This is a genomic window from Streptomyces capparidis (assembly GCF_054782095.1).
In genome coordinates, this window is record NZ_BAAGTD010000012.1 from 80067 (window position 1) to 106154 (window position 26088).

The window sequence follows — 26088 nt, forward strand, 5'->3', positions numbered from 1 at the left end:
CCCCGCGAGCGCGGCCCCGCCCCGGGCGGCCCGCGCACCGGGCACGGCCGTCGCGCGGCGTCGGGGCACACGGCGTCGAGCCGGGGCGGGCCGGAGCCGGGCGGGCCGGGCCGGAGCGCCCGGCGGGCGGCAGGAGAGGGCGGTACGAGCACCGTGACGTCGGACTTCACCAGGGCGGCCGGCACCGCGCCGGCCCCCGTCCCCGCAGGCCCGGCCGGCGGGCCACCGGTGGCGCTGGTCACGGGCGCCTCCTCCGGCATCGGGGCGGCGGTGGCCGACCGGCTCGCCGCGGACGGCAACTGGCGGCTGCTGCTCAGCGGGCGCGACGAGGAGCGGCTCGGCCGGGTCGCCTTCCGCACCCGGGGCACGCCCCTGCCCGCCGACCTGGCCGAGCCCGGCGGCGCGCAGCGCCTGGCGCGGCGGGCGCTGCGCGCGGCGGAGCGGGTGGACCTGCTGGTCGCGAGTGCGGGCGTCGGCTGGGCGGGGCCGTTCCGCGCCATGCCGCCGTCCCTCATCGACCGGCTGCTCTCGGTGGACCTGGGGTCGGTGCTGCACCTGGTCCGCGAGGTGCTGCCGGGCATGGTGGAGCGCGAGCGGGGCCGGGTGGTGCTGGTCGGGTCGATCGCCGGCTGCCTCGGGGTGCGCGGCGAGGCGGTGTACTCGGCGGCCAAGGCGGCGCTGACCGCGTTCGCCGACAGCCTGCGCTACGAGCTCGACGGCACCGGGGTCGGTGTCTCCCTGGTGGTGCCCGGCGTCGTGGACACCCCGTTCTTCGAGCGGCGCGGCTCCCCCTACCCGCGCTCCCGGCCCCGCCCGGTCCCGCCGGAGCGGGTCGCGGACGCGGTGCTGAGCGCCGTCACCGGCGCCCGCGACGAGGTGTACGTCCCCAACTGGCTGCGCCTGCCCGGCCGGGTCCGCGGCGCCGCCCCCGCGGTGTACCGGCGGCTGGCGGCCCGGTTCGGGTGAGCCGCCCGGCGGCGCCCCCGGGAGGCCCGACCGGCCCCGCGGGCACGGCACCGCCGCCCCGGCCCTCCACCCCCGGCGCCCCCTACCCCCGCAGCCGCTCCCGGAGTTCCTCCTCGTCGGTGAGGAACCATGTCTGCCGCCCGCGGTTGCACTCGCGGACGAAGTCGCGCAGCGCCTCGCTGTCCGCCGTGTGGCGGGAGATGTCGCCGAGGACGACGAGCCCCAGGCGGAAGTTGACGAACTTCTGGACGATGTCGCCCGCGACGCGGGTGCGCAGCCGGAAGAACGCCTCGTCGAACCGCTCGGCGGGGACGACCACCCAATGGGCGCCCTGGTAGGAGGCGTTGCCCACGAGATCCAGCACGTCGCCTTCGCCGCGGATCGTCGCGCCCTCGGGGGCGCACATCAGGACGGGCACGTCGTGGATCGTTCGCAGGGTGGTCATGGAGGCGGAGCCTAGTGTCCGGCGCCCGGCGCGGGCGAACCTGTATTCAGCGGGCGAACGTGCACCCCAGGGCGGTGTCCCGACGGCCGGACGCTCCGCGGGGCACGGCCCGGGGCGGCCGGTCAGTCCCGCACGAGGCAGAACGGGTGGCCCGCCGGGTCGGCGTAGACGCGCCAGGAGCGGGTGCCTTCGCCCAGGTCCAGCGGGGTGGCGCCGTGGGCGAGGACCTGCTCGTGGGCCCGGTCGAGGTCGGGGACGCCGAGGTCCAAGTGGAACTGCTGGGGGTGGGCCGGGTCGGGCCACCGCGGCGGTCGGTGGTCGGCGGCGCGCTGGAAGGCGAGGACCTGTCCCGAGGGGGTGTGCAGCGTGGACCAGTCGTCGTCCACGGCCCAGCGGGGGTCGGGGCGGTCGATCTCGCCGCCGAGGAGCTCCTGGTAGAACCGGGCGAGCCGGTGGACGTCCGGGCAGTCCAGCACCACGCACTGCACGCTGGCGATCACGGGGTCTCCGCCTTTCGGGGTGGGTCGGCGATCGCCGCGCACCGGGCGCGGGGCCCGGCGGCGGCCTCGACGGCCACCGTAGGGCACCCGCGGCCCGGCGGCCCCCGCGCCCCGGCCGGTGCCCCGTCACTGGTCGCGCCGGTGGACGCAGACGACGGCGAGCGCGGTCGCGGCGAGCGCCCAGACGGCGTAGACGGTCCAGGCGCCGCCGGTGGTCCACGGGAAAGGGGTCGGAGCGGGGCCGGTCTGGGTGAGCCTCAGCCACGCGCGGTAGGGCAGGGTGTGCCCGGCGACCGCCGACCAGTGGCGGCCGTCGGTGAGGACCAGGGGCAGCAGGAACAGCACCAGCACCGTGGCAGTCATCGTCGCCGCGGTGTGCCGGACGGCGGCGCCGATCGCGAGTCCGGCGAGCGCGCACACCGGGGCGAGGAGCGCGGAGGCCAGCACCACGCGCAGGGCGCCGGGATGGTCGATCGGGACGCCCGCGTCCCGCCGGTCGAGTATGGCCTGGGTCAGCACGAAGGAGGTGCCCGCGACGAACGCGCCGAAGGCGGTGGCGACCGCCGCGACGACGACGGCCTTGGCCGCCATCACCGGGCGCCGGGCGGGCACGGCCGCGAACGTGGTGCGGATGGTGCCGCTGCCGTACTCGCCGACGATCACCAGGGCGCCGACGACGGCGAGGGCGAGCATCATGATCATGACGGCGTTCCCGGTGAACGCCACCTGGAGCGGTATCCCGTCGCGGACGAAGGCGGCCAGGTCGTCGTTGCTCTGCTCCGACCAGTGGGCGTGGATGTCGTAGGCGGTGCCGGCGTTGAACGCGACGACGGCGAGCGCGGTGGCCGTGTACGCGATCCAGGTGGAGCGCAGCGAGCGGTGCTTGATCCACTCGGCGGCGACCAGGTCCCGGAACCGGGGGTGGTCCTGGCCGCGGGCCGCTCGGCCGGCGGTGGCGGGCGGCGCCTGCGCGGCGCTGACGGCGGTCATCGGGCTTCTCCTCCGGCGGGGTACTGGACGCTGTCGGCGGTGAGCGCCATGAACGCCTCCTCCAGGGAGGCGGAGCGGGTGCTGAGCTGGTGCAGCTCGATGCCGTGCCGCCGGGCGACCGCGCCTATGCGGTCGGCGGTCAGGCCGGTGACGACGAGCTGCCCGCCCTCCGTGCGCACGGCCGCGCCCTCGGCCGTCAGCAGGTCCCGCAGGGCGGCGGCGGCGGGGGTGCCCACCGCGACGCTCTGCCGGGCGCCGCGGGCGGCGAACCGCGCGAGGCTCTCCGCCGCTATCAGCTCGCCGCGGCCGATGACGACCAGATGGTCGGCGGTGTGCTCCATCTCGGACATCAGATGGCTGGAGACGAACACGGTGCGGCCCTCCGCGGCCAGCCGCCGGAACAGGTCGCGCACCCACCTCACGCCCTCCGGGTCGAGCCCGTTGAGCGGCTCGTCGAACAGCAGCACGGGCGGGTCGCCGAGCAGCGCGGCGGCGATGCCGAGGCGCTGCCTCATGCCGAGCGAGAACCCGCCGACGCGGCGCCGGGCGACCTCGGCGAGGCCGGCCTCGCCCAGCACCTCCCGGACCCGGCCCGGCGGGATGCGGTTGCTCCTGGCCAGGGCGGACAGGTGCGCCGCCGCGCCGCGCCCGCCGTGCACGTCGTGCGCGTCCAGCAGGGCGCCGACGTGGCGCAGGCCGCGGGGGCGGGCGCGGAAGGGGCGGCCGTCCACGGTGACCGTGCCGCCGGTCGGCTCGTGCAGGCCGAGAATCATCCGCAGGGTGGTGCTCTTGCCCGCGCCGTTGGGCCCGAGGAACCCCGTGACCCGGCCGGGCCGCACGGTGAAGGTGAGGTCCTTGACGGCCGTCCTGCTGCCGTACCGCTTGGTGAGCCCGTTGACTTCGATCATGGCTCCAACGGTGCCGGTCGGCGGCCCCGCCCGTCGTCGGACCGCGGTCGGCAATCGCCGGGCGCGGGTGTCGACCGGGGGTGTACAGCCGTGGGCGGATGACCCGCGCCGCCCGCCGAGCCTACGATCTGCGCATGTCCGCCTCACCTCCGCTGCCCCTGCTCAAGCGCCTGCCACCGGGCCTGTGGACGGCGCTTGTCTGGTGCACCGCGGCGGTGCAGCCGATCATCGAGTACGTGCTGGTGCCGGCCCAGGGGACGTACTCGCTCAGCTACCCCCGCCACGGTCTCGACCCGCTCGGGGCCAAGGTGCTGCTGGTGCTGGCGTTCGCGCTGGCGCTGGCCGGCAGCGCGGGGCTGCGCCGCCGGGCCCTCTCGGCGTACTGCCTGGTGGTCGCGGGCACGGTCGTCTCGACGCTGGCCTGGCGCCAGGACGAGATACCGCCGCTCCAGTTCCTCGGGGTGGACGCGGCCCTGAGCCATGTGGCGGCCACCCGGCCCCGGCGGGTCTCGCTCGTCGCGGCCGGGGTCGCGCTGGGCGCGCTCGCCGGCTACCTCGCCGTGCGGTCGGCGGCGGGGGACGACTCCGGCACCGCCTCCGAGCCGTACGTCGCGCTGACCGTGGCCATCGCCTGGCTCGCCGGCAACTCGGTGCACCAGGCCCGCGCCCACACCGAGGAGCTGCACGCCCGCGCCGCCGCCCAGGCGGTGACCGCCGAGCGGCTGCGGATCGCCCGCGAGATGCACGACACGGTCGCCCACAGCATCGGCATCATCGCCCTCCAGGCCGGCGCCGCGGCCCGGGTCGTGGAGACCCAGCCGGCCATGGCCCGCGAGGCGATGCTCGCCGTGGAGAAGGCGGGCCGCGAGACGCTGTCGGGGCTGCGGCGGATGCTGGGCGCGCTGCGCCAGGCCGACCAGGAGCAGGAGCGGGCGGGCCGGGGCCACGGGCCGCCGCCGCGGGGGCCGGCCGCGGGCCTGGCGGACCTGGACCGGCTCGCCGCGGCCACCTCGGCCGCCGGTGTCCTGGTGGAGGTGCGTCGGCGGGGCAGGTGCCGCCCGCTGCCCGCGGACGTGGACCTGGCTGCGTTCCGGATCGTCCAGGAGTCGGTGACCAACGTCGTGCGGCACTCGGGCGCCGGCGCCTGCCGGGTGAGCGTGGAGTACCGCGAGGACGAGCTGGCCGTCGAGGTCGCCGACCGGGGCCGGGGCGGCGGCACCGGCACGGACACCGGGTACGGCCTGGCCGGCATGCGCGAACGCGTGGCGCTGCTTGGCGGCGAGTTCTCCGCGGGGCCGCGCCCCGGGGGCGGCTTCCTGGTGGCGGCCCGGCTGCCGGTGCCGGCGGCCGTCGGGACGGGCCAGGAGGAGAGGGCCGGGGCCGTATGACGATCCGTGTGCTGCTCGCCGACGACCAGCCCCTGGTCCGCGCCGCCCTGCGGATGGTCATCACCGACACCCCGGACATCGAGGTGGTGGGCGAGGCGGGGAATGGCGCCGAGGCGGTCGAGCTGTGCGGGGAGCTCGCCCCGGACGTCGTGGTGATGGACCTGCGGATGCCCGGCGTGGACGGCATGGAGGCCACCCGGTCGATCACTTCGGGCGGCGGCGCCACCCGCGTCCTGGTGCTGACCACCTTCGACGATGACGAAGACGTCCACGGCGCGCTGCGCGCCGGGGCGTCCGGGTTCCTCGTCAAGGACATGGCGCTGGACGACATCCTCGCCGCGGTGCGGATCGTCGCCGCGGGGGACGCGCTGATCGCGCCGGGCGTCACCCGCCGGCTGATCAAGCAGTTCGCCGGCCGCCCCGCCGCGCCCCCGCGGCGGGCGGAGCTCGGCGGCATCACCGACCGCGAACGCGAGGTGCTCACCCTGGTCGGGCAGGGCCTGTCCAACACCGAGATCGCCGAGCGGCTGTGCATCAGCGTCGCCACCGCCAAGACCTATCTGACCCGGCTGCTGGCCAAGCTGGACGCCCGCGACCGGGTGCACCTGGTGATCCTCGCCTACGAGACGGGCCTGGTGGGGCCGTCCCGCTGAGCGGGCCAGGACGGGTCAGTCGCGGGCCCTGGCCATGCTGGAGTCGCGGACGACCAGCTCCGGCCGGTACACGATCGCGCGGTGCTCGTGCCCGTCGGCGTCCTCGCCCGTCTCCTCGATGAGGAGTTCCGCCGCGGTGCGGCCGATGCGGAAGGCGGGCTGGCGCACCGAGGTCAGCGGGACCGTGGCGGCGGCGGCGAACTCGATGTCGTCGTAGCCGACGATGGACACGTCCTCGGGCACCCGCACCCCGGCCGCGTACAGCGCCTGGAGCACACCGAGCGCGATCAGGTCGTTGGCGCAGAACACGGCCGTGGGCCGGTCCGGCAGGCCGAGCAGCCGCGCCCCGGCGTCGCGGCCCGCGGCCACGTCGAGCCGCTCGGCGTGCACCGGCACCACGGCGTCCGGCGGCAGGCCCGCCTCGGCGACGGCCCGCAGCGCCCCGGTGTGCCGGTCCCGGCACTGGGACAGATGGGTGGGGCCGCTGACGTAGGCGATCCTGCGGTGCCCGCCGGCCAGCAGGTGCCGCACGGCCAGCGTGCCGCCGGTGACGTCGTCCACGGACACCGAGCACGCCTGCTCGCTGGGCACCACCCGGTCGGCGAAGACGAACGGTATGCCGTGCCGGCGGAACAACTCCAGGTTGCCCCCGGAGATGTCCGCCGGTGTGATCATCACCCCGCGCACCCGGTGCTCGGCGAACAGCGCCAGGTACTCGGCCTCCTCCTGCGCGCTCTCCGCGCTGTTGCAGACCATGACGCCGAGCCCGGCGGCGCGGGCCGCCCGCTCCGCGCCCCGCGCCAGGTCCACGAAGAACGGGTTGCCCATGTCGAGCACCAGCAGCGCGACGATGCGGCTGCGCCCGGCGCGCAGTTGCCTGGCCGACTCGCTGCGCACGTAGCCGAGCCGGTCGATGGTGGCCAGCACCCGGTTGCGGGTCTCCTCCGAGACCAGGCCGGGGCGGTTGATGACGTTGGAGACCGTGCCCACCGAGACCCCGGCCTGACGGGCGACGTCCTTGATGCTGACCATTCCACCTACCGGTTGCCGTGCCCGTTCGGGCCCTTGGGACGGGGGACGCGGCGGTGGGTCAGTTCCCGACCGTGACCAGGTCGAGGCCGGACAGGTCCGCCAGGCACCGCAGCTCGGGCAGCAGGTGGCCGACGGCGAGCGTCCAGTGGTGGCCGACGCCGGTGCCGCTCCACTCGTCGGTCCACTCCCCCGGGTCGCGGCCGAAGTCCACCCGCGAGGTGGTGTTGCCGATCTCCAGCAGCGGCCCGCCGACGACCTCGCCCTCGGCGGCGATCAGCCGGTACCTGCCGTCCCTGGTCTGCCCGACCCCGATCAGGGTGACCGGCCCGTGCCGCACGTCGAACTCCACGGACACGCCCCAGCCGCGCTTGCCGTGGTAGACGCCGAGCCCGCGCAGCAGCGGCTTGTTCTCGCTGACCGCGAGGTGGCCGGGCCCGTCGTGGCCCATCTCGACCACGCCGTCGCGGAAGTTCAGCGCCTGGAGCTCGGTGAAGGAGCCCCCGGCGCCGAGCCGGTCGGCGATCAGCATGGCCAGGGAGGTGCGCAGCTCGAACTCGCCGCAGGCGGGCACGCCGCGCGCGGTCAGCAGCGAGGCGCCGAGGATCATGCCGGCGCCCAGGCGCTCGTGGATCTCGCCGTCCAGGCCGCGGTGGTAGTAGGCCAGGGAGTCCAGGTCGAAGTCCGCCACCAGCCGGTCGAGCCCGGCCGAGACCCGGGCGGCCCAGACGAGGTCATCCTCGACCACGGAGTCGGCGAGGTCGAACACCTCGCGGGTCTCGGCGAGCTTGGCCCGCACCTCGCCGTCCCCGACCTGCTCCACGCGCACCCGCAGGTCGTCGAACTCCAGCACCTCCACATGGCCGCCGAAGTTGGCGGGGACCATGGTCAGGTCGGTGGACACGTCGTACATGCCCGGGTAGAGGTGCCCCATCAGGCCGTGCCGCCCGCCGCGCAGCGCCGCGCGCACCCCGGCTGCCCGGATCCAGCGGCCGATGCGCGTCCAGGCCCGCTCGTCCTCCAAGTGGCCGGAGACGGAGCGGATCGGCACCCCGACCCGCTCGAAGGCGTTGGCCATCTCCGGCAGCGGGCAGGCGCCGCAGTAGGCGAGCCACTGGCCGGTGTCGAACGAGGCGTGGTCCATCGCCTCGGTGGGCTGGAGGTTGATCAGCAGCACGGGGGCGCCGCTGCGCTGGGCGATGGGCACCAGCATGGTGGCGGTCATGTAGGTGGTGAGGAAGCCGACGATGAGGTCGCAGCCGGCGGCACGGAGCTTCTCCGCGGCGGCGGCGCCCTCCTGGGCGTCGGAGATGAAGCCGACGTCCACCACCTCGGCGTCGAACTCCCTCATCCGCTCGGTGACGCGGGCCGCGGACCGCCGCAACTGCGGCAGCAGGTCCGGGAACTGGGGCCAGTACGCGCCGAGCCCGCCGGCCACCAGGCCGACCTTGGGCTTGCGCGCGGTCGCGGGGATGCGCATGAGCGGCTCCTGAGGGGATGTGGTGGGGTGGTCACTGCGGCAGCCGGAAGTCGACGACCCGGATCGGCGACGGCGTGGTGCCGCTGGACTTCTGCTGGTACATGAAGGACAGCACCCCGTCCTGGGCGATGCGGGTGTCGTCGACGACGACCTCGCCGAAGGCGTTCAGGCCGCTGCCGTCGAACAGCACCTTCCAGTCGGTGTAGCCGGACGCCTTGGACGCGCCGACGATCCGGCCGTAGGGCATCACGGCGTAGGCGTTGTCGTAGCGGTCGAAGGCGAGGTGGGTGCGCTGGCTGGAGTTCAGCGGCACCGGGATCTCGGTCTTCCGCCACGCGCCGGTGGCCGGGTCCTTGCGGACGTGGAAGGCGCGGCCGTTCGCGGTGCGGTCGGCCACGTAGTCGGTGGTGCACTGCCCGAAGCGGCCCGGCACGTAGGAGATGACCGCGTGCGGGCGGTTCGCGGAGTCGGTGGCCTGGCTCTCCTGGTTCATCAAGGAGTGGTCGGGGTTGAGCGGGTCGGCGACCAGGCCGGGGTCGTTGACGGCGACCCGGTCGGAGCCGCCGGTGGTGCCGACGACGGTGCCCGCGTTGTTGCGCCAGGTGCGGCCGCGGTCGGTGCTGTACACGTAGCCGGTGTCGTGGTTGGTGATGCCGCCGCGGTTGCACATCACCGCGCTGTTCTGCTCCCGCCAGGTGAAGAAGGCGTGCAGGGTGCCGTCGCGGCTGTAGTCGATGCCGTGCAGGTACATGTTGCGGGCGGTGCTCGAGCCGTGCTCGCTGGTGTAGGTGCCGGTGGAGGACGTCCACTCGCCGAGCGCGGTCCACCGGGTGCCGTCGTACTCGGCGAGCGCGTTGCGGCCGTTGCCGGAGACGGCGACGCGGTAGCTGAGCTGGAGGCGGCCCTCGGGGGTGGCGATGAACTGCGGGTAGGTGAACTGGGAGGTGAGGGTGAGGCCGTCGAGGGTGGTCTGCACGGCGCCGAACTGGCTTCCGGTCCACGCCCGCCCCGAGGGGTCGTCCAGCAGCCCGGCGGCGGACTTGACGTAGAAGAAGCCGTCGCTGTGGGAGTCCATGTTGAGGTGGAGGCGGCCGTCGATCCGGGAGACGCCCATGGAGATGACGTTGTGGGAGTCGTCGTACTTGAGCTTGTGCGGGAGCTTGACGGTCTGCCAGGTGGCGGAGCCGAGTGCGCGGCGGGCGACGACGGCGCTGCGGTCGGCGGTGTACCAGGCGGCGTACTGGTGGCCCTTGTAGGTGAGCAGCCCGTTCTTCTGGAACGCGTTGTTGTTGACCAGGCCGTTGTAGGACACGAAGTACAGGGCCTGCGCGTCGAGCCGGGTGTCGGTGATCCTGGTGACCGACGGCGCGGGGTCGGCGGCGCGGGCGGGGCCGGCCGTCAGGGCCGCGAGGGGCAGTGACGCGGCCAGCGCCGCGGCGGTGAGGGGTCGCATCGGCTGGTGCCTCCGTGGGGGTCGGCGGTGCTCGTGCGGGGTATGTGGGGCTGTCCGAGCCGGTCAGGGGAGGTGGAACACCTCGGTGAGCGGTTTCATGGCCTCGTCGGGCCGCACGCCGTCCTCGTTCTCGAAGAACGGCGCCATCTCGGCCTGCCAGCGGGCGTTGACGTCGGTGGCGGCCATGGCCGCGCGGGCCGCCTCGAAATCGTCGGTCTCCAGGTAGCCGACCAGCAGCCCGTCCTCGCGCAGGAAGAGGGAGTAGTTGCGCCACCCGGTGTCGCTGAGGGCCTGGCGCATCTCGGGCCAGACGGCGGCGTGCCGCTCGCGGTACTCCTCGAGCCGGTCCCGGCGCACCTTCAGTACGAAGCAGACTCGCTGCAACGGGGCTCCTCGCGTCGTTCCGCCCCGGGGCCGCGGCTCCCCGCGCCACTGGCGGGGAGCCGCGGTGCCGGGCGGGAGGGGTCAGAAGTCGAAGTCGTCGATGTTGGCCTTGGTGAACACGGTGGGCGGGCCGAGGATGACCTCGCCGTCCTTGCCGATGGTGTACTCGCCCAGCTCACCGGCCTCGTACTTCTCGCCCTCGGCGCCGGTGATGCGGCCGGAGGCCAGCGCCGCCGCGGTGTACGACGACAGGTAGCCGAGCTTCTTCGGGTCCCACAGGGAGAACTGCTCGACCGTGCCGTCCTTGATGTACTTGCGCATCTGGTTGGGCGTGCCCAGCCCGTTGATGACGACCTTGCCCTTGTAGGAGGAGTCGCCGACGTAGCGGGCGGCGGCGGCGATGCCGACGGTGGTGGGCGAGATGATGCCCTTCAGGTTGGGGTACGCCTGGAGCAGCCCCTGGGTCTGCTGGAAGGACTTCTGGTCGTCGTCGTCGCCGTAGGCGACCTTGACCAGCTTCATGTCCTTGTACTTGGGGTCCTTCAGCTCCGCCTTCATGAACTCGATCCAGGTGTTCTGGTTGGTCGCGTTCTGGGTGGCCGACAGGATCGCGAACTCGCCCTTGTGGCCGAGCTGCTCGCCGAGGTTGCGGATCAGGCTGCGGCCGATCTCCTCGGAGCTGGCCTGGTTGATGAAGACCTGGCGGCAGTCCTTGGCGGTGTCGGAGTCGTAGGCGACGACCTTGATGCCCTTGGCCATGGCCTGCTTGAGCGGGCCGCACACGGCGTTGGGGTCGTTCGCCGCGATGAGGATCGCGTCCTGGTTCTGCTGGATGAGGGTGTTGATGTAGGAGACCTGCGAGGAGGCGCTCGCGTCGGAGGGGCCGACCTCCTTGGCGGAGCCGCCGTACTCCTTGGCCGCGTCGATGCCGGCCTTGTCGAGGATCGTCAGGTAGGGGTTGTTGACCTGCTTCGGCAGGAAGGCGAGCTTCAGCCCTTCCTTCAGCGGGGCGTCCGGGTTGGCCGTGGCGTCGGACTTGGCGGCGGCCTTGCCGGTGTCCTCGTCGTCCTTGGTGGTGCCGGAGCAGCCGGCGACGGCGACGGCGAGGGCGCAGGCGGCGGCGACCGCGGCGGCACGCCGTCCCGCGATGAGGCGCATGGTCATGTGGGTGAGGCCTTTCGGTGGAGGTGCGGCGCGGGGAGGAGTTCGGGACCGGGGCGGGTCAGCCGGCGGGCTGCGGGGCCTCGGAGGGGGCGGGGGTGCGGGAGCCGGGCGGGGCGCCCGGCCCGTCGTCGGGGGCGCGCCGGTGCCGCCACTCGGTGACGGTCTCGATGAGGCGCGGGGTGAGCACGGACAGGACCAGCAGCACCCCGGTGACGATCACCTGGACCTCGTTGGCCACGTCGTTGAGGGTGAGCAGGTTGCGCAGCAGGCCGATGAGCAGGACGCCCGCGACGGCGCCGAACAGGGTGCCGCGGCCGCCGTCGAAGTCCACGCCGCCGAGCAGCACCCCCGCGATGACGATCATCTCCAGGCCCAGGCCGTTGTCGGCGCGGGCGCTGCCGTAGCGCAGGGTGTAGACGATCCCGGCGAACGAGGCGAACAGGCCGGTGACCACGAACAGCACCAGCTTGATCCGGCGCACCCGGATCCCGGCGAAGTACGCGGCCTCCTCCTGCGAGCCGATGGCGTACAGGGAGCGGCCGAACCCGGTGGCGTGCAGGACCACGGCGGTGGCCACGGCGAGCACGGCGAACAGGGCGATGGGGTACGGGACGAACGTGCCGGGCACGTTGTCCTGCGTCCACTGCGCGTAGGTGGAGGGGAACTCGGTGACCGCCTTGGTGCCGAGCACCACGGAGGCCAGGCCCCGGTAGAGGGTGAGGGTGCCGATGGTGACGGCGAGGGAGGGCAGGCCGACCTTGGTGACCAGCCAGCCGTTGAGCAGCCCGCCGAGCACGCCGACGGCCAGCACCACGGGGACGATCGTCTCGAACGCCCAGCCCGCGTCCCACAGGTGGCCCACCAGCGAGCTGGACAGGCCCAGCATCGACGCCACGGACAGGTCGATCTGCCCGGCGACGACCAGCAGGGTCATCGGCAGCGCGATCAGGGCCACCTCGGCCATGTCGTTGAGCGCGAAGGACAGGTTGCCGGAGCTGGTGAAGTCGCCGGTGGTGCCGGCGCCGGTGACGAAGACGGCGACCAGCAGGATGCCGACGGCGACGTCCCAGCGCAGCAGGCCGCCCGCCTCGAAGGAGGGGCCGGGCTTCGCCTTCCCCCCGGCGGGGGCGGCGGCGGGTTCAGGCGCCATTGCCATGGCGGGCGCTCCTCTTCCTCAGGGCGCGGGTCATGCGCACGTTCACGATCCGGTCCACGCTGATGGCGGCGAGCAGCAGCGCGCCGGTGATGGCGTCCTCCCAGAAGGAGTCGACCTTCAGCACGACCAGGGCGCTGCCGATCGTGGTCAGCAGCAGGGCGCCGAGCGCCGCGCCCCACACCGTGCCGATGCCGCCGGTGATGGCGACGCCGCCGACGACGACGGCGCTGACCACGGTGAGCTCCCAGCCGCGGGCGTTGTCGGCGACGACGGTGCCGAAGCGGGCCAGCCACAGGGCGCCGGCGAACCCGGCGATGGAGCCGGAGATGATGTACGCGGTGAGGACCCGGCGGCGGATCGGGACTCCGGCGAGGCGGGCGGCGTCCGGGTTGGAGCCGATCGCGTACAGCTCCCGCCCGCTGCGGTAGGAGCGCAGGTACCAGGCGACGGCGACCAGCACCGCGGTGGAGATCAGCGCCAGATAGGGGATGCCGAGGACGCTGCCGCTGCCGAGGTCGAGCACGCCGCCGGGCACCTCGGAGGCGCTGATCTGCTCGCCGTGGGCCCACCAGTGGTCGATGCCCTGGATGATGTAGAGCATCCCGAGGGTGACCACCAGCGCCGGCACCCGGCCGAAGCTGACCAGGAACCCGCTGACCAGGCCGCACACCGCGCCGATGGCCAGGCCGAGCAGCATCACCAGCAGCACGTTGCGGTCGGTGCCCGCGGCGAACTTGCCGCAGGCGAACGCGGACAGGCCGACGACGGAGCCGACGGACAGGTCGATGTTCCTGGTGACCACCACCACGGTCTGCCCGACGACGAGCAGCACCAGGATGGACGCGTTGAGCAGCAGGTCCTTGACGCCCTGCTCGGACAGGAACCGGTGGTTGGCGAGGTAGGTGCCGAGGATCAGCAGCACCAGCGCGCCGGCGATGCTGATCTCCCGGGCCCGGAAGACGGTGTCCACCAGCGACCTGGCCGAGCGGCTGTCGGAGCCGGGCGGCGCGGCGGGTTGCCGGAGCGTCGCGGTCATGCCGCCCTCCTGTCGTCGGCCCGGCCGGTGGCCGCCGCCATCACGGTCTCCTCGGTGGCCAGGTCCCGGGGGATCTCGGCCACGAGCCGCCCCTCGTGCATGACGAGCACCCGGTCGGCCATGCCCAGCACCTCGGGCAGGTCGGAGGAGATCATCAGCACGGCGAGTCCGTCGGCGGCGAGCGAGGACAGCACGCGGTGCACCTCGGCCTTGGTGCCGACGTCGATGCCGCGGGTGGGCTCGTCCACGATCAGCACGGACGGGTCGGTGGCCAGCCACTTGGCCAGCACCACCTTCTGCTGGTTGCCGCCGGACAGGACGTGGACGCTGTCGGACAGGCGGTTGTACTTCAACTGGAGGCGGGCGGCCCAGTCGGCGGCGCGCCCCCGCTCCAGGGCCCGGCGCACCAGCCCGCCCCGGCCGAGGGTGCCGAGCCCGGTCAGCCCGATGTTGCGCTCGATGGACATCTCCATCACCAGGCCGCGCTGCCTGCGGTCCTCGGGGACGAGGGCGACGCCCGCGTCCATCGCCGAGGTGGGCGAGCCCGGCGGGAGCCTCCTGCCCGCGACGTGGACCTCGCCCGCGTCCGCCCGGTCCACACCGAACACCGCCTGCGCCACCTCGGAGCGGCCCGCGCCGACCAGCCCGGCCAGCGCCACGATCTCGCCCCGCCGCACCTCGAAGGAGACGTCCCGGAAGACGCCCTCCCGGGTCAGGCGGCGCACCGAAAGCGCGACCTCGCCGATCTTCGTGGCCTGCTTCGGGTACAGCTCGTCCAGGTCGCGGCCGACCATGCGGCGCACCAGGTCGTCCTCAGTGAGCCCGGCGACGGGCTCACTGGCGATCCAGCGGCCGTCGCGCAGGGTGGTGACGCGCTGGCACAGCCGGAAGATCTCCTCCAGGCGGTGCGAGATGAACAGCACCGCGCAGCCCTCGGCGCGCAGCGCCTCCACCACGGAGAACAGCCGGGCCACCTCGCTGCCGGTGAGGGCGGCGGTGGGCTCGTCCATGATCAGGACCTTGGCGTCGAAGGACAGCGCCTTGGCGATCTCGACGATCTGCTGGTCCGCGATGGACAGGCCGCGGGCCGGGCGGTCGGGGTGGAGGGTGACGCCGAGCCGCCGCATCAGGGCCTCGGTGGCGGAGCGCACCGCGGCGTGGTCGATGCGGCGGGCGGAGCGCAGGGGCTGGCGGCCCATGAAGATGTTCTCGGCGATGGACAGGTCGGGGAAGAGCGTCGGCTCCTGGTAGATGACTGCGATCCCGGCGTCGCGGGCGTCGCCCGGGCCGTGGAAGGTGACCGGGTGGCCGTTCAGCAGGATCTCGCCGGTGTCCGGCCGGTGGACCCCGGCCATGGTCTTGATCAGGGTGGACTTGCCGGCCCCGTTCTCCCCGGCCAGCGCGTGCGCCTCCCCGGCGTGCAGTTCGAGGGAGACGTCCCGCAACGCCCGTACCGCGCCGAAGGACTTGCTCACGCCGCGCAGTGCCAGGACGGGTGCCCGGGCGGTGTCGGACTGGTTCATGGTGGGGCTCCTCATGGGCCTGCCTCGGAGGTCGCCATGACAGTGGGTGGGGTGGTGGGACTTGGTGGTGGCACTCGGGGTGCCGCCGTGGTGGTGGTGTGGTGCCGTGGTGGGGCGATGCTGTGGTGGGGCGATGCTGCTGTGAGCTGCGGAAAGAAGTTCAGTGAAAGGATTCAATGCCGGTTTCCGGGACGTTAAGCGGCGGCGAAAGGGCGCGTCAAGGGGTCTGGCGGCGAAAGTTGCGAAGCGAAGGCCACGGTTCGGCCACGCTGCGGGAAGTCCGCACGACGCCGCTCGGGAGCGTTGACGGCGAACGGGTTGCCCTCTACCTTGCCCCGCTTGTGAAACGATTCACCCGGGGTGGGTGAGCGGGGTGTCGGTGGGGGCGGCCGGGGCGGCCGGGGTGGGTGGCGGGGTGGCTGCCTGCGTGCGCTGGGGGGTGTCGCGTCGCACGGTGGCGTGGCGTTGGGGTGGGTGAGGCGGCGGTCGGGTGGGCCGGGTCCACCCACCCCGGCGGCACCCGGTCCGCCCCGCCACCACCTGCCTGGGCGCCACCCGCCCCAACAGCACGCGACCCGCCCGCCGCCCACCGCCCCGGTGGCATCCGGTCCGCCCCGCTGCCACGGGTGGCCTGGCGCCGGGCCGGTGGCCGCCGTTGGCGGAGGACGCGGGGGTGAGAGCGGGTTCTGGAGTGGGGTGACGCCCACGGGGCTCGGTGAGTGCGGGGGGCGAGTCGCTCGGCACCGTGCCGGCCGGGCGAAGCGCCTGCCGCTGGCGCGGATGCCCCGGGCGGGGCGGATGGCGCCGGGACGGGTGTGGTGGGGCGGGTGTGACCGCGTCTGTCTGATCTGCCGGGTGCTCCTCGCCGGGAGCGGGCGGGCCGTGCGCCCCGGCCGGTGCCGACGCAACGTCAAGTCGGGGCAAGTGCAACGGTGTTGTCCTGCCCGGGCTCTCTCCCGTGATCCGAACCCATGTCCCGCCCGTCTCCGGGAGGGCTGTCACAATCGCGGAAGTGCAGCGGGATCGGTGGAGGGAGTTCGGCGGTATGTCCGCGTCCAGGGGCGTGCTCACGGGCGACAGCCTGCGGGTGAAGGTCGTCGTTCAGCGGGTGCGGCTCGGGGGTGAGGAGTACCGGGTGATCAGCCCGGCCCGGCCGCTGCGGAACGCCGCGATCTACCAGACCGGCCACTCGTTCGACATGTATGTGGACCGGGCGGACGGCCACCGTGTCGGCGCCCTGTGGCTGCTCGCCGCGCGCTCGCCGCGGTCCCTGGTCCACCTTCCGATGCGGGCCACCGCGGGGATCGCGCCCGGGACGGCCTACGAGGACGAGGAGCCGCTCGACCTCGTGCTGGCCCACCGGGCGGTGCAGTTCCGCCCGTCCCGCTGGAAGCGACTGCGGGAGCGCCTCGCGGCCGGTAACGCTCCACGTGAGCTGCGCACCGCGGGCGTTCCGGAGCGCGACCTGGCCGGCGGCGCCGAGGAGATCGCCTACGCGGCCCCCAGCGACCCGGTGCGCCCCAACCTGCTGCGCCAGCACATCCACGCCAGGACCCTGTTCCTGACCGGGTGCTCGGGGGCCTTCCGGCAGGCCGCGGCGCACATCTTCGCCGTCACCAGGGACGGTCCCCCCGCCGCTGCCGCCGAGCGGCGCCTGTACATCTCCGGCGCCTGCAACTACCACGTCTGCCGCAGCCTGTACCACTGGTCCGACCTGGAGGCGCACGACTGGGAGCAGATCCATGTGGAGTTCTGCCCCACGTGGTCACGGTGAGACGGGCCGCGCGGGGGCCGGTGCTCCCCGGCGGGGTCCCGTGGGCGGCGCCGAGGGATCGCCCGGGGTCAGCGGCCGCCGGTCACCGGACGGTCCGCGGGTGGGCGTCGGTGCTGCCGTCCGCGCGGGTCGCGGTGCCCAGCACCTGGCCGCGTTCGGTGACGCCCAGGCCCTGGCCGGTCACGTAGTCCTCCGGCACCCCGAGGTCGGCCATCCGGGCGTGCTCGTTGAGGTCCTGACGCCGTAGGGCCGCGGGACGTCCAGCGCCCGGGGCGTGCCGCGGTCCCGGAGCGGCAGCGGGCGGGTGCCGTCGGCGGTGGTCTCGGTGCCGGCCACCCGGCGGCGGCCGCGACGGCGGGGCGGGCACGGGGAGCTTTCGCGAGGGGACAACCGGATTGTTCGATCCCTGTCGCGGCGGAGTGCCCACCTTGGCCGGAACGGGAGACCGGGGCGATGAGGGGCCGGGGTGACGCACGCGGCGAAGGACGGCGACAGAGGAGTGATCGGTTCCACGGCTTTTACCTGCGCGGAACTCAATCCATCCCCAAGGAAAAACAGCCGGTGACAGCGACCCGGCCGCACTCATACCGTCGTGCGGTCAAGAATTCGAGGGTTAGCCCTTTTCGGCGCACCTCCCTCCACGGTCGAGTCAGCGTTATGCAGATCACATGACGCACAAAAGTCCTGGTCAGGGCTTACTGATGAAACCGTGTTCCCTTGTGCGCGAATTTGCGCGCTTTCTGCGCGAGGCATTCCCAAAGGGGCACGGGGCGGCTCGCTCAGGCGCACGGGCGGGGTCCGCGAACTCACCGCACATGGTGTTGATCACCCCGCCTGGACCACCTGACCTGCGATGATGTAGAGGACGGAGCGCATGGCGCGGGCTCTTACCACGCGACAAACCCCTGCGGAAGCGTTTCACCGTTTTCACCCCAGGCGCGCCCGCGACCGGATACGTAAAACGCAGAAACGATCTGCGCAGCGCGGAGGTCGGCCGGTCGGTGGAATTGGCGTCAGGGAGGCCGCAGGTTTTACGCTCGGCGAGCGGACGACCCCGGCTCTCGACGGCTCACCAACCGCGCCGGGGCCCCGCTTTCCACAGAACGAAACAAAGGACATCAATGTTCGATTTCCTTGCTCGCCGCGGCGCCGGACGCCCGAAAAAGCGTCGAAGCCGCCGCCCGAACGATAACAACCAGCACCGCCGACCGGTAGGTGTTCCCCGGCGAGTCAACAGGGGCCGCGGTGGCGCCTCCGCCGGCTTCGTGGCCGTGCCGGCGCTGGGCGTGGTCCTCGTCTGCCACCCGCCGCAGACCCCCGCCGAGCCGCTGCCCCTGCTGGCCGCGTCGGCGGTGTCGATCGCTCTGACCTGGTGGCACCACCGCGAGGGCGGACGCGCCGGCTGAGCCCCGCCCGGGGCCGGCCACCCGCGCCGGCCCCGGTTCCGGCCCCCGCGGGCGGCGGCCCGCGGCGGGCGTGGACGGAAAGTCTGCATCCTGCCGTTCCGTCGCACACCCGTCCTCCCCTTCGCCCTTTTCGTCACGCACACCCCACGCAGGGAAGGGACACCACGGTGACGTTCGCCGCAACGCCGGCTGTCTGCGGACACTGCGGACAGCCCCTCTCCGTCCGCGAGGAGCCCAGGGGAAGGCCCGTCGAGTACTGCGACTCCCGGTGCCGGCAGGCCGCCCACCGCGCCCGCAGGAACCGCGGGGCCCTCGCCGCGGCGCCGCCACCCGGGGACTCCCTCGACGCGCGGGTGCTGGAGCTGGCGCACGACCTCCAGGACGACGTGCGCAGGCTCGTGCAGGGCCTGTCCGGCGAGGAGACGTCCGCGCTCGACCACGTGGCCGGGATAGTGGCCATCGGCCAGCGTGTGCAGAACCTGACGGGAGGGCTCGTCGCCCGGGCCCGCCGCGAACGCCACACCTGGGAGCAGCTCGCCAGGGAGCTGCGGATCAGCCCGGAGACCGCCAGACGCACCTACCGGGCCGCCGTGATCCAGCGCATGCTGCACCACCCGCAGGGCCCGGCCGCTCCCGACCCCGGGCGCCCCTGGATCGGCGAGCAGGAGCCCACGACCGACGACCCACGCCCCCTGACCACGGAGAGCGAGACCGAGATGACCCACGAACCGGAAGCGCCCACCGGCGCCCTGCTCACCAACCACCTCGCGCCCGTGCTCGCGCAGTTGCACCGCCGCTCCGGCCTCTCCCTGCGCACCGTCGGGCAGCGCGCCGGCGTCTCGCCCTCCCACCTCTCCCGCATCCTGGCCGGCCACAGCCTCCCCAGTTGGGAGGTGACCGAACGGCTCGCCCACGCCTACGGGGCCGACCTGGAGGTGCTGCACCGGGTGTGGGGGGCCGCCAGGGTGCACGCCGCCACGGCCGCGACGAAGGCGGGCCCCGCCGAGGGGGCCGGCAGGTAGACCGGGGCGTGCGGGCCCTCACCCGCGCGGGCGGGCCCGGCCGGTGCGCGCCGGGCGGACTGCACCGGCGCGCGGCGCGGTGTGTGAGCGTCCCCGGCCGGGGCACCCGGGCGGACGGAGGCCGGCCGGTGGCAGGAGGAGGGCGGTGGCGTGCGGACGGAGATGCCCTCCGGGGCGCGCGGCGGTCACGCGGACGAGCTGCGCCGCGCCGCGCGGGAGGCGTTCGGCTGGAGCGAGCTCACCGCGGAGCAGCTCGACGCGATGCAGGCGCTGCTCGCGGGCCGGGACGTGCTGGTGGTGATGCCGACGGGCGCCGGGAAGTCGGCGGTCTACCAGGTGCCGGCGCTGGTGCTCGGCGGGCCCGCCGTGGTGGTGTCTCCGCTGATCGCCCTCCAGCGCGACCAGGTCGAGGGGCTGCGGGCCAGCGGCGCGCCCGACGCCGTCGCGGTGAACTCCGCGCAGCCGGAGTCGGCCACCGAGCAGGCGTGGCGCGCGGTGCGCCGCGGGGACGCGGAGTACCTGTTCCTGACGCCGGAGCAGCTCGCCAAGGAGGGGGTGCCGGAGCGGCTGCGCGCCCTGCGGCCGTGCCTGTTCGTCGTGGACGAGGCGCACTGCGTCTCCGCCTGGGGGCACGACTTCCGGCCCGACTACCTGCGCCTCGGCGAGGCGGCCGAGCGGCTGGGGCGGCCGCCCGTGCTCGCGCTGACGGCGACCGCCGCGGCGCCGGTCCGCGAGGACATCGCCGAGCGGCTGCGCATGCGGGACCCGCACGTGGTCGCCACCGGGACGGACCGGCCCAACATCCACCTGGGTGTGCGCACCTTCACCGACGACGCGGACAAGCGGCGGGCGGTGCGGGAGTGGACGGCGCGCGCGGCGGGTCCCGGCATCCTGTACACCGCCACCCGCAAGGACGCCGCCGCCCACGCGGCCGGGCTGCGCGAGCGGGGCGTGGACGCCGCGCCGTACCACGCGGGAATGAAGGCCGCGGAGCGGCGCCGGGTGCACGACGGCTTCCTCGGGGGCAGCCCCGCCGTGGTGGTGGCGACGTCCGCGTTCGGCATGGGCATCGACAAGCCGGACGTCAGGTTCGTCGCCCATGCCTCGGTGCCGGAGTCCCTGGACACCTACCACCAGGAGATCGGCCGGGCCGGCCGGGACGGGGACCCGGCCCGCGCCGTGCTGTTCTACCGCTCGCAGGACCTGGGCCTCCAGAAGTTCCTCACCGCGCGGACCCTGGACGCCGAGGCGCTTGAGCAGGTGATGGCGGTGCTGCTCGGGCACGGCGGCGCGGTGACCCGGCGGCTGCTGGCCGAGCGGTGCGGCATCCCCGCCCGCAGGGCGTCCGTGCTGGTGGACCTGCTGCGGGAGGCGGGTGCCGTCGACACCGGGGGCCCGGGCCGCCGGGTGCGGGCGCTGCCCGGCGCGACCGCGGCGGACGGCGCGCGGGGCGCCGCCGAGGTGTTCGAGCGGCGCCGCCGCCTGGAGCGCTCCCGTGTCGAGATGGTGCGCGGCTACGCGGAGACCCTCACCTGCCGCCGCCGGTTCCTGCTGGGCTACTTCGGCGAGCAACTGGACGAGCCGTGCGGCCGGTGCGACGTCTGCGAGCACGGGAGCCCGCGCGAGCAGGAGCCGGCCCCTGAGGCCGGCACCGGCGGCCCGTACGCCCCGGGGGCCCGGGTGCGGCACCGGGAGTGGGGGGCCGGCACGGTGATGCGGGTGGAGGAGGACCGGGTCACCGCCCTGTTCGAGCAGGTGGGGTACCGGACGCTGTCCCTGGCGGCCGTGCGGGAGCACGACCTGCTGCACGGCGGGGAGGGCGAGGGCTGAACGGCGCCCCCGGCGCGGCGTCACACCGGGGCCAGCGCGCGGGCCACCGTCCGGAGCAGCTCCGGCGCCGTGCCGCTGAACTGCGGGTACAGGCGCAGCGCCAGCGTCCAGGCGTCGGGGCGGCCGGAGAGGTGCTCGTGTATCAGCGCCGCCAGCTCCCGCCGGGCCTGTTCACCGGACGGGCCGGCCAGCGCGGGGCCGAGCGCGAACCGGGCCGGCCTGCCGTGGCGGAGCAGGTCGCCCGGGTCGAGCAGACCGCGGCGCACGGCCGGCGCCACCCACGGCACGCCGTCCCCCGGCGCCGACAGCGCGACGGAGCCCAGGACCTTCGCCGCGGGCTCGCCCCGCTCCAGCCGGCCGAGCGCCCGCTGCTCGGCGCGGGTCATCCTGGCGACGCCCTCGCGCAGCAGCCACGGGCAGCCGTCCATGCGGGCCAGCTCCGCCAGGCGGTCCTGGGTCAGCGGGCTGCGCTGGTGCTCGGCGAGCAGCTCCGCCCAGTCCAGCTCGTAACCCTCGGCGAGCAGGCGCTCGACGGGGTCGCCGCCGGACTGGCGGATCCGCCGGGCCAGTTGCCTGGTCGAGCCCGCGTCCTTCACCAGCTCCCGCAGTCTGGCCAGGGCGGCGTCCCAGTCGGGATCCGCGAGCAGGTCGAGGACGGTGGTGCGCACCTTGTCCGCGAACCAGTACGGGATCTCCTCCTTCAGCCCCTCCGGGCCGCGCCGCTCCCACCTGCCGAGCAGCATGCGCCACTGGAGGTGTTGGGCGCTCATTTGAACGGAGCCCAGGACGGCGGCGGTCATCGCGGGGTCGCCCGCGGCGGCCCACGGCGCCAGCCACACCTTCTTGTCGCGCCTGCCGTTACCGGCCAGGGCGGCGGCGGCCTCCGCGTCGACCGGCAGCCGCCCGGCGCGGCCGGGGGTGAAGGGGGCGCCGGTGACCAGGGCCAGGCGCTGCTCCCAGGTGGCGTGGCGCTGGTGGACCAGGCCGGCGTTGACCGCGGGGTCGTCCAGCCCGGCCAGGGCGGTGACGGCCTCGGCGGGCAGTCCGGGGCGGCGGGCCAGCAGCCCGCGCGGCCGGGGGTCCGGGTCGGCCAGGGCGAGCTCCAGCCAGCGCGGGCGCCAGGTGCCGAGCACCAGCAGCTCGTAGGCGGTGAGCCCGTCGGTGTGCCCGAGCAGGCGCCACTGGACCTCGGGGTCGGCCGAGTCGAGCACGGTGAGGAAGGCGGCCCTGGTGCCCTTGGGGACGGGGGTCTCGGTGAACGCGGGCCGCTCCGCGGGCTCGGGCCAGGGGCCTTCGCCCTCGCCCTTGGCGGCGCGGGCCACCGCGTCGTCCAGCAGGTCGGCGACCGAGCCGCGGAACCGCGACAGCCTGCGGCGCAGCACCCGCCAGGGCGCGACGCGGTCCCCGAACCGCTCCGCGAGCAGGGCGCAGAGCGCGGCGCGGAACTCCGCCCGGGCGGCCTCCTCCGGGCTGCCGGGCAGGGCGGGGCCGCGGACCGCCTGGAGCACGGCGGAGGCCGGGCGGGCCCGCAGCAGGGCGGGGCCCTCGACCGTGCGGCCGAGGCTGGTGCGGACGACGGCGGCGAGCAGCGCGGGGGACGACGCGGTGGGCGGCAGCGCGTCCAGGAAATCCGCGGGCACCGGGGCCGTCCGGTGCGCGAGGAGTTGCTCGGGCCGCGGGTGGGCGGCGCACCACACGGGGAGCAGCCACCGCGGGCAGTCCTCGCGGGCGGCGAGCGCCTCCACCGCGTGGGGCGGGAACGGCCGGTCGGTGTGGGCGCGGTGCAGGGCGGGCCAGTCCAGGGTGTCGCGCAGGGACAGGCCGGTGCGGGCCCGCGCCGCCGTGGCGCAGTGGTACAGCTCCTCCACCGCTCCGGCGGTGCCCTCGGCGTCCTCCACCGCCGCCCGCAACCGGGCGGCGCCCGAGGGGTCACGCAGGGCCGCCGCGCCCTGCTCGGCGGCGTCACCGAGCGCGCCGCGCAGGGCGGGCTGCGCCAGGACGGCGGCCAGTTCCCCCGGGCCCCCGTGGGTGAGCAGGGACAGCAGGGCGCGCAGCTTCTCCGCGCGGGTGAGCTCCTGCCCCGTCACGTCCTGTTCCAGGGCGTGGCGGACCAGGCGGGGGAAGGGCGAGACCACGGCCGCGCGCAGGGCCGGCGGGTAGGCGGTCCGCTTCGCCCGGTCGTGGAGCAGGTGCTCCACCGCGCCGGTCCGCGCGGTCCACCGCTCGTCCGCGGGGTCGGCGGCGGCCAGCAGCGTCCGCAGCTCCGGCAGGGTCCAGCGCGCGGACCGCAGTGCGAAGGCCGCCACCTGGGGGCTCCCCGACCGGGCGAGCCGGGCCCGCACCGCCGGTGTGCCGGTCCTGGCGTCGAGCAGCGCCTCCAGCCGCGGGCCGCCCTCGGCCGCCACCGCGTCCACCAGCGGGGGCGGCACGGGCGGGCCGGCCGCTTCGAGGAACGGGCCGAGCGCGTCCGCCGCCCGGTCCAGCAGGGCGCGCACGTCCTGCCCGGTGGCGTGCTCCAGCAGCAGCCCGGCGTCGGCGCGGTGCGTGGTGTCAGCGGCCATGCGGCGGCAGCCCCCCGTCGTCGATGGTGTTCCCTCGACTCCGCACAGTAGCGGCGGGGTACGACAGTGCCTCCCGGGGGGCGGGCCCTCGGGCGGCCGGGCCGCGCCCGTGTGCGGCGGGGCGCGGTGGCCGCCGCGCCCCGCCGCCGGGGGTCGCCCCGGGTCAGGGGACGATCTGGAGCAGGCGGTTCGGCGTGCCGGACCCCGGGTTGCCGATCTTGCCGAGCGCGGCGCCCCCGATCAGGGCGCTCGCCACCTGGGGCGGGGTGGCGCCGGGGTGGTTGGCCAGGTACACGGCCGCGGCCCCGGCGACGTGCGGCGCCGCGAGGGAGGTCCCGGACAGGGTGTTGGTGGCGGTGTCCGAGGTGTTCCAGGCGGAGGTGATGTTGGTGCCCGGGGCGAACATGTCGATGACGCTGCCGTAGCTGGAGAAGTTGGCCCGCTGGTCGGTGGGGGTGCTCGCGGCCACGGTCAGCGCCTCGGCCACCCGGGCGGGCGAGGAGCCCGAGGCGTCGCTGTTGGAGCCCCCGGCGGCCACGGCGTAGGTGACCCCGGAGGCGATGGAGTTGCGTACCGCCTGGTCCAGCGCGGTGTTGGGGCCGCCGCCGATGCTCATGTTGGCGACGGCGGGCTTCCTGGCGTTCCGGGTGACCCAGTCCACGCCCGCGATGACGTCGGCGATCGTGCCGGAGCCGTTGTTGTCCAGCACCCGCACGGCGACGACGTCCGCCTTCTTGGCGACGCCGTGCACGGTGCCCGCGACCACGCCCGCCACATGGGTGCCGTGGCCGTTGCCGTCCTGCGCGGTGGTGTCGTCGTCGACGAAGTCGGGGCCGTTCGAGGCGCGGCCGGAGAACTCCTTGTGGGTGATGCGCACGCCGGTGTCGATGACGTAGACGGTGGCGCCCATGCCCGCGCTGTCGGGGTAGACGTAGGTGCCGTTCAGCGGGAGGGACGGCTGGTCGATCCGGTCCAGGCCCCAGGGGGCGCCGGTCTGGGTGGCCAGGGCGTGGACGCGCTGGTCCTGCACCACCCGGTCGACCTCGGGGTCGGTGGCGAGACGCCTGGCCTGCGCCTCGGTCAGCCGGGCGGAGAAGCCGCGCAGGGCGGTCGAGTAGGTGTGCTCCGCGGTGCCGCCGTACTCGGCGGCGAGCCGGTCGCCGGCCGCGCGGGCGTCGCGGGCCGCGGTGTCCTGGTCGAGGACGACGATGTAGCTGCCCGGCACCGCGCCGGGCGCGTGCGCGCCCTCGACGGTGCCCTCGGCGGGTGCGGCGTTCGCGGGCAGCGCGAAGGCCGCCAGGCACACGGCGGCCGCGGCGATCGACGCCGCGGCCGCGCGGTGGGCCCTGGTGTGCCGTCTGGATCCGGTTCTCTCTGCCATCTGCGCAGATCCTCCTCATCGCCGGGTGGGGCTCGTGGGTGGTGCGGCAGGAGCGGAAACCGTGCACCACGTAGCGTCCCCGAGCGGCGCGCGCCGCGCCATACCGCCCTCCCCCGGCGGCCCGCCGGCGCGCGGCGGGGCGCCCGTGCGCGCCGGGTGCCGCGGGTGGTCGCGGGGGCGGCCGGTGTCGGACCCCTCCCCTACCGTCGGGACCATGACGACGAGCACCAATCCCCTGGTCTCGCTGGCCGCCGACCCCTCGGGCCGCTCCCTGGGCCTGGCCGGGCTCGGCCTGCCGTCCGGCACGTTCTTCACCGAGACCCTCGGCGGCACCTGGCCCGAGCCGCTGCTGTGGCGGTCGGACGAGCCGGCCGGCGCGGACAGTTGGGCCCGGCTGCTCCCCGCGCGGGAGAGGGCCGGTCTGTACCCGGTGCTCCTCGGCGGGGAGGACGGGGAGCCGTGGCACATGGAGCTCGCGCCCGAGCTGGCCGGCGAGCCGGACGGCCACGACGGCGTGGCCGTGCTGGAGCGGTGGTGGGCCCAGCGCGTCGCGGCCGGCGGCGGGCAGGCGCCGTTCGGCACCCGCTGGCCGGGCCCGGCCGCGGCGCCGCCGTCGCCGTCGCCGGGGGAGGCTCCGGACGCGGTGGCCGCCCGGGTCGCGGGGGCGCTGGTGGACTTCCGGGCGCTGTCCGCTCCCCGGGTGGGCCTGATACCGGCCCGGCGCGGCGCGGACGTGCTGGCGGCCGTCGGCTGGACGGGCCCGCTCAACTACGGCAACGACGCCGCGCCGTTCAGCGCGGTGCTGCGCTCCTGGGAGGACCGGTTCGGGGCGCGGGTGGTGGCGCTGGAGTCCGATGTGCTGCACCTGGCGGTGCCGTGCCCGCCGCGGACGGTGGCTCAGGCGCTGCCGATCGCCGCCGAGCACTTCGCGTTCTGCCCGGACAACGTCTGGCAGGGCGGTGGCGGCCTGGTGCGCTACGCCGAGCAGAACCTGCTGGGCAAGCGGCACTGGTCGTTCTGGTGGGACTGAGGCCTCTGG

Annotated in this window: 23 protein-coding genes; 8 read left to right on the forward strand and 15 right to left on the reverse strand. The window is 74.9% G+C overall.

All coding sequences use genetic code 11. The features are described from left to right. The first annotated feature begins 153 nt into the window (after nucleotides 1–153). Nucleotides 154–966 (forward strand): SDR family NAD(P)-dependent oxidoreductase, encoded by an 813-nt coding sequence (locus ACYVO2_RS12550; RefSeq protein ID WP_461007797.1) that lies wholly within the window; start codon nucleotides 154–156, stop codon nucleotides 964–966. Between the two features lie 82 nt (nucleotides 967–1048). Here the strand turns inward: ACYVO2_RS12550 and ACYVO2_RS12555 are convergent, their stop codons facing one another. The 4 genes from ACYVO2_RS12555 to ACYVO2_RS12570 all read right to left on the reverse strand — a co-directional run bounded on the left by ACYVO2_RS12555 (nucleotide 1049) and on the right by ACYVO2_RS12570 (nucleotide 3809). Continuing rightward, nucleotides 1049–1411 (reverse strand): DUF4180 domain-containing protein, encoded by a 363-nt coding sequence (locus tag ACYVO2_RS12555; RefSeq protein WP_461007798.1) that lies wholly within the window; start codon nucleotides 1409–1411, stop codon nucleotides 1049–1051. Nucleotides 1412–1533: 122 nt separating this feature from the next. Continuing rightward, nucleotides 1534–1911, reverse strand: coding sequence for a VOC family protein (locus tag ACYVO2_RS12560; protein WP_461007799.1), 378 nt, complete (start codon nucleotides 1909–1911; stop codon nucleotides 1534–1536). 126 nt (nucleotides 1912–2037) lie between these two features. Further along, nucleotides 2038–2901 (reverse strand): ABC transporter permease, encoded by an 864-nt coding sequence (locus ACYVO2_RS12565; protein WP_461007800.1) that lies wholly within the window; start codon nucleotides 2899–2901, stop codon nucleotides 2038–2040. Further along, nucleotides 2898–3809, reverse strand: coding sequence for an ABC transporter ATP-binding protein (locus ACYVO2_RS12570; protein WP_461007801.1), 912 nt, complete (start codon nucleotides 3807–3809; stop codon nucleotides 2898–2900). The genes ACYVO2_RS12565 and ACYVO2_RS12570 overlap by 4 nt, the downstream gene beginning before the upstream one ends. 134 nt (nucleotides 3810–3943) lie before the next feature. Between ACYVO2_RS12570 and ACYVO2_RS12575 the strand changes: the two genes are divergently transcribed. Together ACYVO2_RS12575 and ACYVO2_RS12580 are read left to right on the forward strand one after the other, a co-directional pair. Next, the gene (locus ACYVO2_RS12575; protein ID WP_461007802.1) at nucleotides 3944–5197 is read left to right on the forward strand and encodes a sensor histidine kinase; all 1254 of its coding nucleotides are present in this window, start codon (nucleotides 3944–3946) and stop codon (nucleotides 5195–5197) included. Further along, entirely contained in the window at nucleotides 5194–5850 is a 657-nt protein-coding gene (locus tag ACYVO2_RS12580) for a response regulator (protein ID WP_461007803.1), read from the forward strand. The genes ACYVO2_RS12575 and ACYVO2_RS12580 overlap by 4 nt, the downstream gene beginning before the upstream one ends. A gap of 15 nt (nucleotides 5851–5865) precedes the next feature. Here ACYVO2_RS12580 and ACYVO2_RS12585 read toward each other — a convergent pair whose 3' ends face one another. From ACYVO2_RS12585 to ACYVO2_RS12620, 8 genes are all read right to left on the reverse strand, one after another. Then, complete coding sequence (locus ACYVO2_RS12585) at nucleotides 5866–6882, reverse strand: LacI family DNA-binding transcriptional regulator (RefSeq protein ID WP_461007804.1); 1017 nt, start codon at nucleotides 6880–6882, stop codon at nucleotides 5866–5868. Nucleotides 6883–6940: 58 nt separating this feature from the next. Next, a complete protein-coding gene (locus tag ACYVO2_RS12590; protein ID WP_461007805.1) occupies nucleotides 6941–8359 on the reverse strand; it encodes an arabinose isomerase in 1419 nt (472 codons plus the stop codon). Nucleotides 8360–8390: 31 nt separating this feature from the next. Beyond that, on the reverse strand, nucleotides 8391–9812 hold the full coding sequence (locus tag ACYVO2_RS12595; RefSeq protein WP_461007806.1) for a BNR repeat-containing protein: 1422 nt from the start codon (nucleotides 9810–9812) through the stop codon (nucleotides 8391–8393). A 63-nt stretch (nucleotides 9813–9875) separates the two neighbouring features. Then, on the reverse strand, nucleotides 9876–10196 hold the full coding sequence (locus ACYVO2_RS12600) for an L-rhamnose mutarotase (protein WP_461007807.1): 321 nt from the start codon (nucleotides 10194–10196) through the stop codon (nucleotides 9876–9878). 81 nt (nucleotides 10197–10277) lie between these two features. Then, a complete protein-coding gene (gene rhaS / locus ACYVO2_RS12605; RefSeq protein WP_461007808.1) occupies nucleotides 10278–11360 on the reverse strand; it encodes a rhamnose ABC transporter substrate-binding protein in 1083 nt (360 codons plus the stop codon). A gap of 58 nt (nucleotides 11361–11418) precedes the next feature. Further along, complete coding sequence (locus ACYVO2_RS12610) at nucleotides 11419–12516, reverse strand: ABC transporter permease (RefSeq protein ID WP_461007809.1); 1098 nt, start codon at nucleotides 12514–12516, stop codon at nucleotides 11419–11421. Further along, nucleotides 12500–13552: an ABC transporter permease gene (locus tag ACYVO2_RS12615; protein ID WP_461007810.1), complete on the reverse strand. Its 1053-nt coding sequence runs from the start codon at nucleotides 13550–13552 to the stop codon at nucleotides 12500–12502. Before ACYVO2_RS12615 ends, ACYVO2_RS12610 begins: the two co-directional genes overlap by 17 nt. Next, entirely contained in the window at nucleotides 13549–15075 is a 1527-nt protein-coding gene (locus tag ACYVO2_RS12620) for a sugar ABC transporter ATP-binding protein (RefSeq protein WP_461007811.1), read from the reverse strand. The genes ACYVO2_RS12615 and ACYVO2_RS12620 overlap by 4 nt, the downstream gene beginning before the upstream one ends. Nucleotides 15076–16120: 1045 nt before the next feature. Between ACYVO2_RS12620 and ACYVO2_RS12625 the strand changes: the two genes are divergently transcribed. Then, a complete protein-coding gene (locus ACYVO2_RS12625; RefSeq protein ID WP_461007812.1) occupies nucleotides 16121–16849 on the forward strand; it encodes a hypothetical protein in 729 nt (242 codons plus the stop codon). 82 nt (nucleotides 16850–16931) lie between these two features. Here the strand turns inward: ACYVO2_RS12625 and ACYVO2_RS12630 are convergent, their stop codons facing one another. Beyond that, nucleotides 16932–17063 carry a hypothetical protein gene (locus ACYVO2_RS12630; RefSeq protein ID WP_461007813.1) on the reverse strand — a complete coding sequence of 44 codons (132 nt, stop codon included), beginning with the start codon at nucleotides 17061–17063 and terminating at the stop codon, nucleotides 16932–16934. Nucleotides 17064–18114: 1051 nt separating this feature from the next. Here ACYVO2_RS12630 and ACYVO2_RS12635 point away from each other — a divergent pair. From ACYVO2_RS12635 to ACYVO2_RS12645, 3 genes are all read left to right on the forward strand, one after another. Then, complete coding sequence (locus tag ACYVO2_RS12635) at nucleotides 18115–18255, forward strand: hypothetical protein (protein WP_461007814.1); 141 nt, start codon at nucleotides 18115–18117, stop codon at nucleotides 18253–18255. A 167-nt stretch (nucleotides 18256–18422) separates the two neighbouring features. Beyond that, nucleotides 18423–19277: a helix-turn-helix domain-containing protein gene (locus tag ACYVO2_RS12640; RefSeq protein WP_461007815.1), complete on the forward strand. Its 855-nt coding sequence runs from the start codon at nucleotides 18423–18425 to the stop codon at nucleotides 19275–19277. 162 nt (nucleotides 19278–19439) lie between these two features. Further along, a complete protein-coding gene (locus ACYVO2_RS12645) occupies nucleotides 19440–21107 on the forward strand; it encodes a RecQ family ATP-dependent DNA helicase (RefSeq protein WP_461007869.1) in 1668 nt (555 codons plus the stop codon). Nucleotides 21108–21127: 20 nt separating this feature from the next. Here the strand turns inward: ACYVO2_RS12645 and ACYVO2_RS12650 are convergent, their stop codons facing one another. After that, on the reverse strand, nucleotides 21128–23668 hold the full coding sequence (locus tag ACYVO2_RS12650; RefSeq protein ID WP_461007816.1) for a hypothetical protein: 2541 nt from the start codon (nucleotides 23666–23668) through the stop codon (nucleotides 21128–21130). Nucleotides 23669–23831: 163 nt separating this feature from the next. After that, on the reverse strand, nucleotides 23832–25049 hold the full coding sequence (locus ACYVO2_RS12655) for a S8 family peptidase (RefSeq protein WP_461007817.1): 1218 nt from the start codon (nucleotides 25047–25049) through the stop codon (nucleotides 23832–23834). Between the two features lie 214 nt (nucleotides 25050–25263). Between ACYVO2_RS12655 and ACYVO2_RS12660 the strand changes: the two genes are divergently transcribed. After that, entirely contained in the window at nucleotides 25264–26079 is an 816-nt protein-coding gene (locus ACYVO2_RS12660; RefSeq protein WP_461007818.1) for a DUF4253 domain-containing protein, read from the forward strand. Nucleotides 26080–26088: the final 9 nt, after the last annotated feature.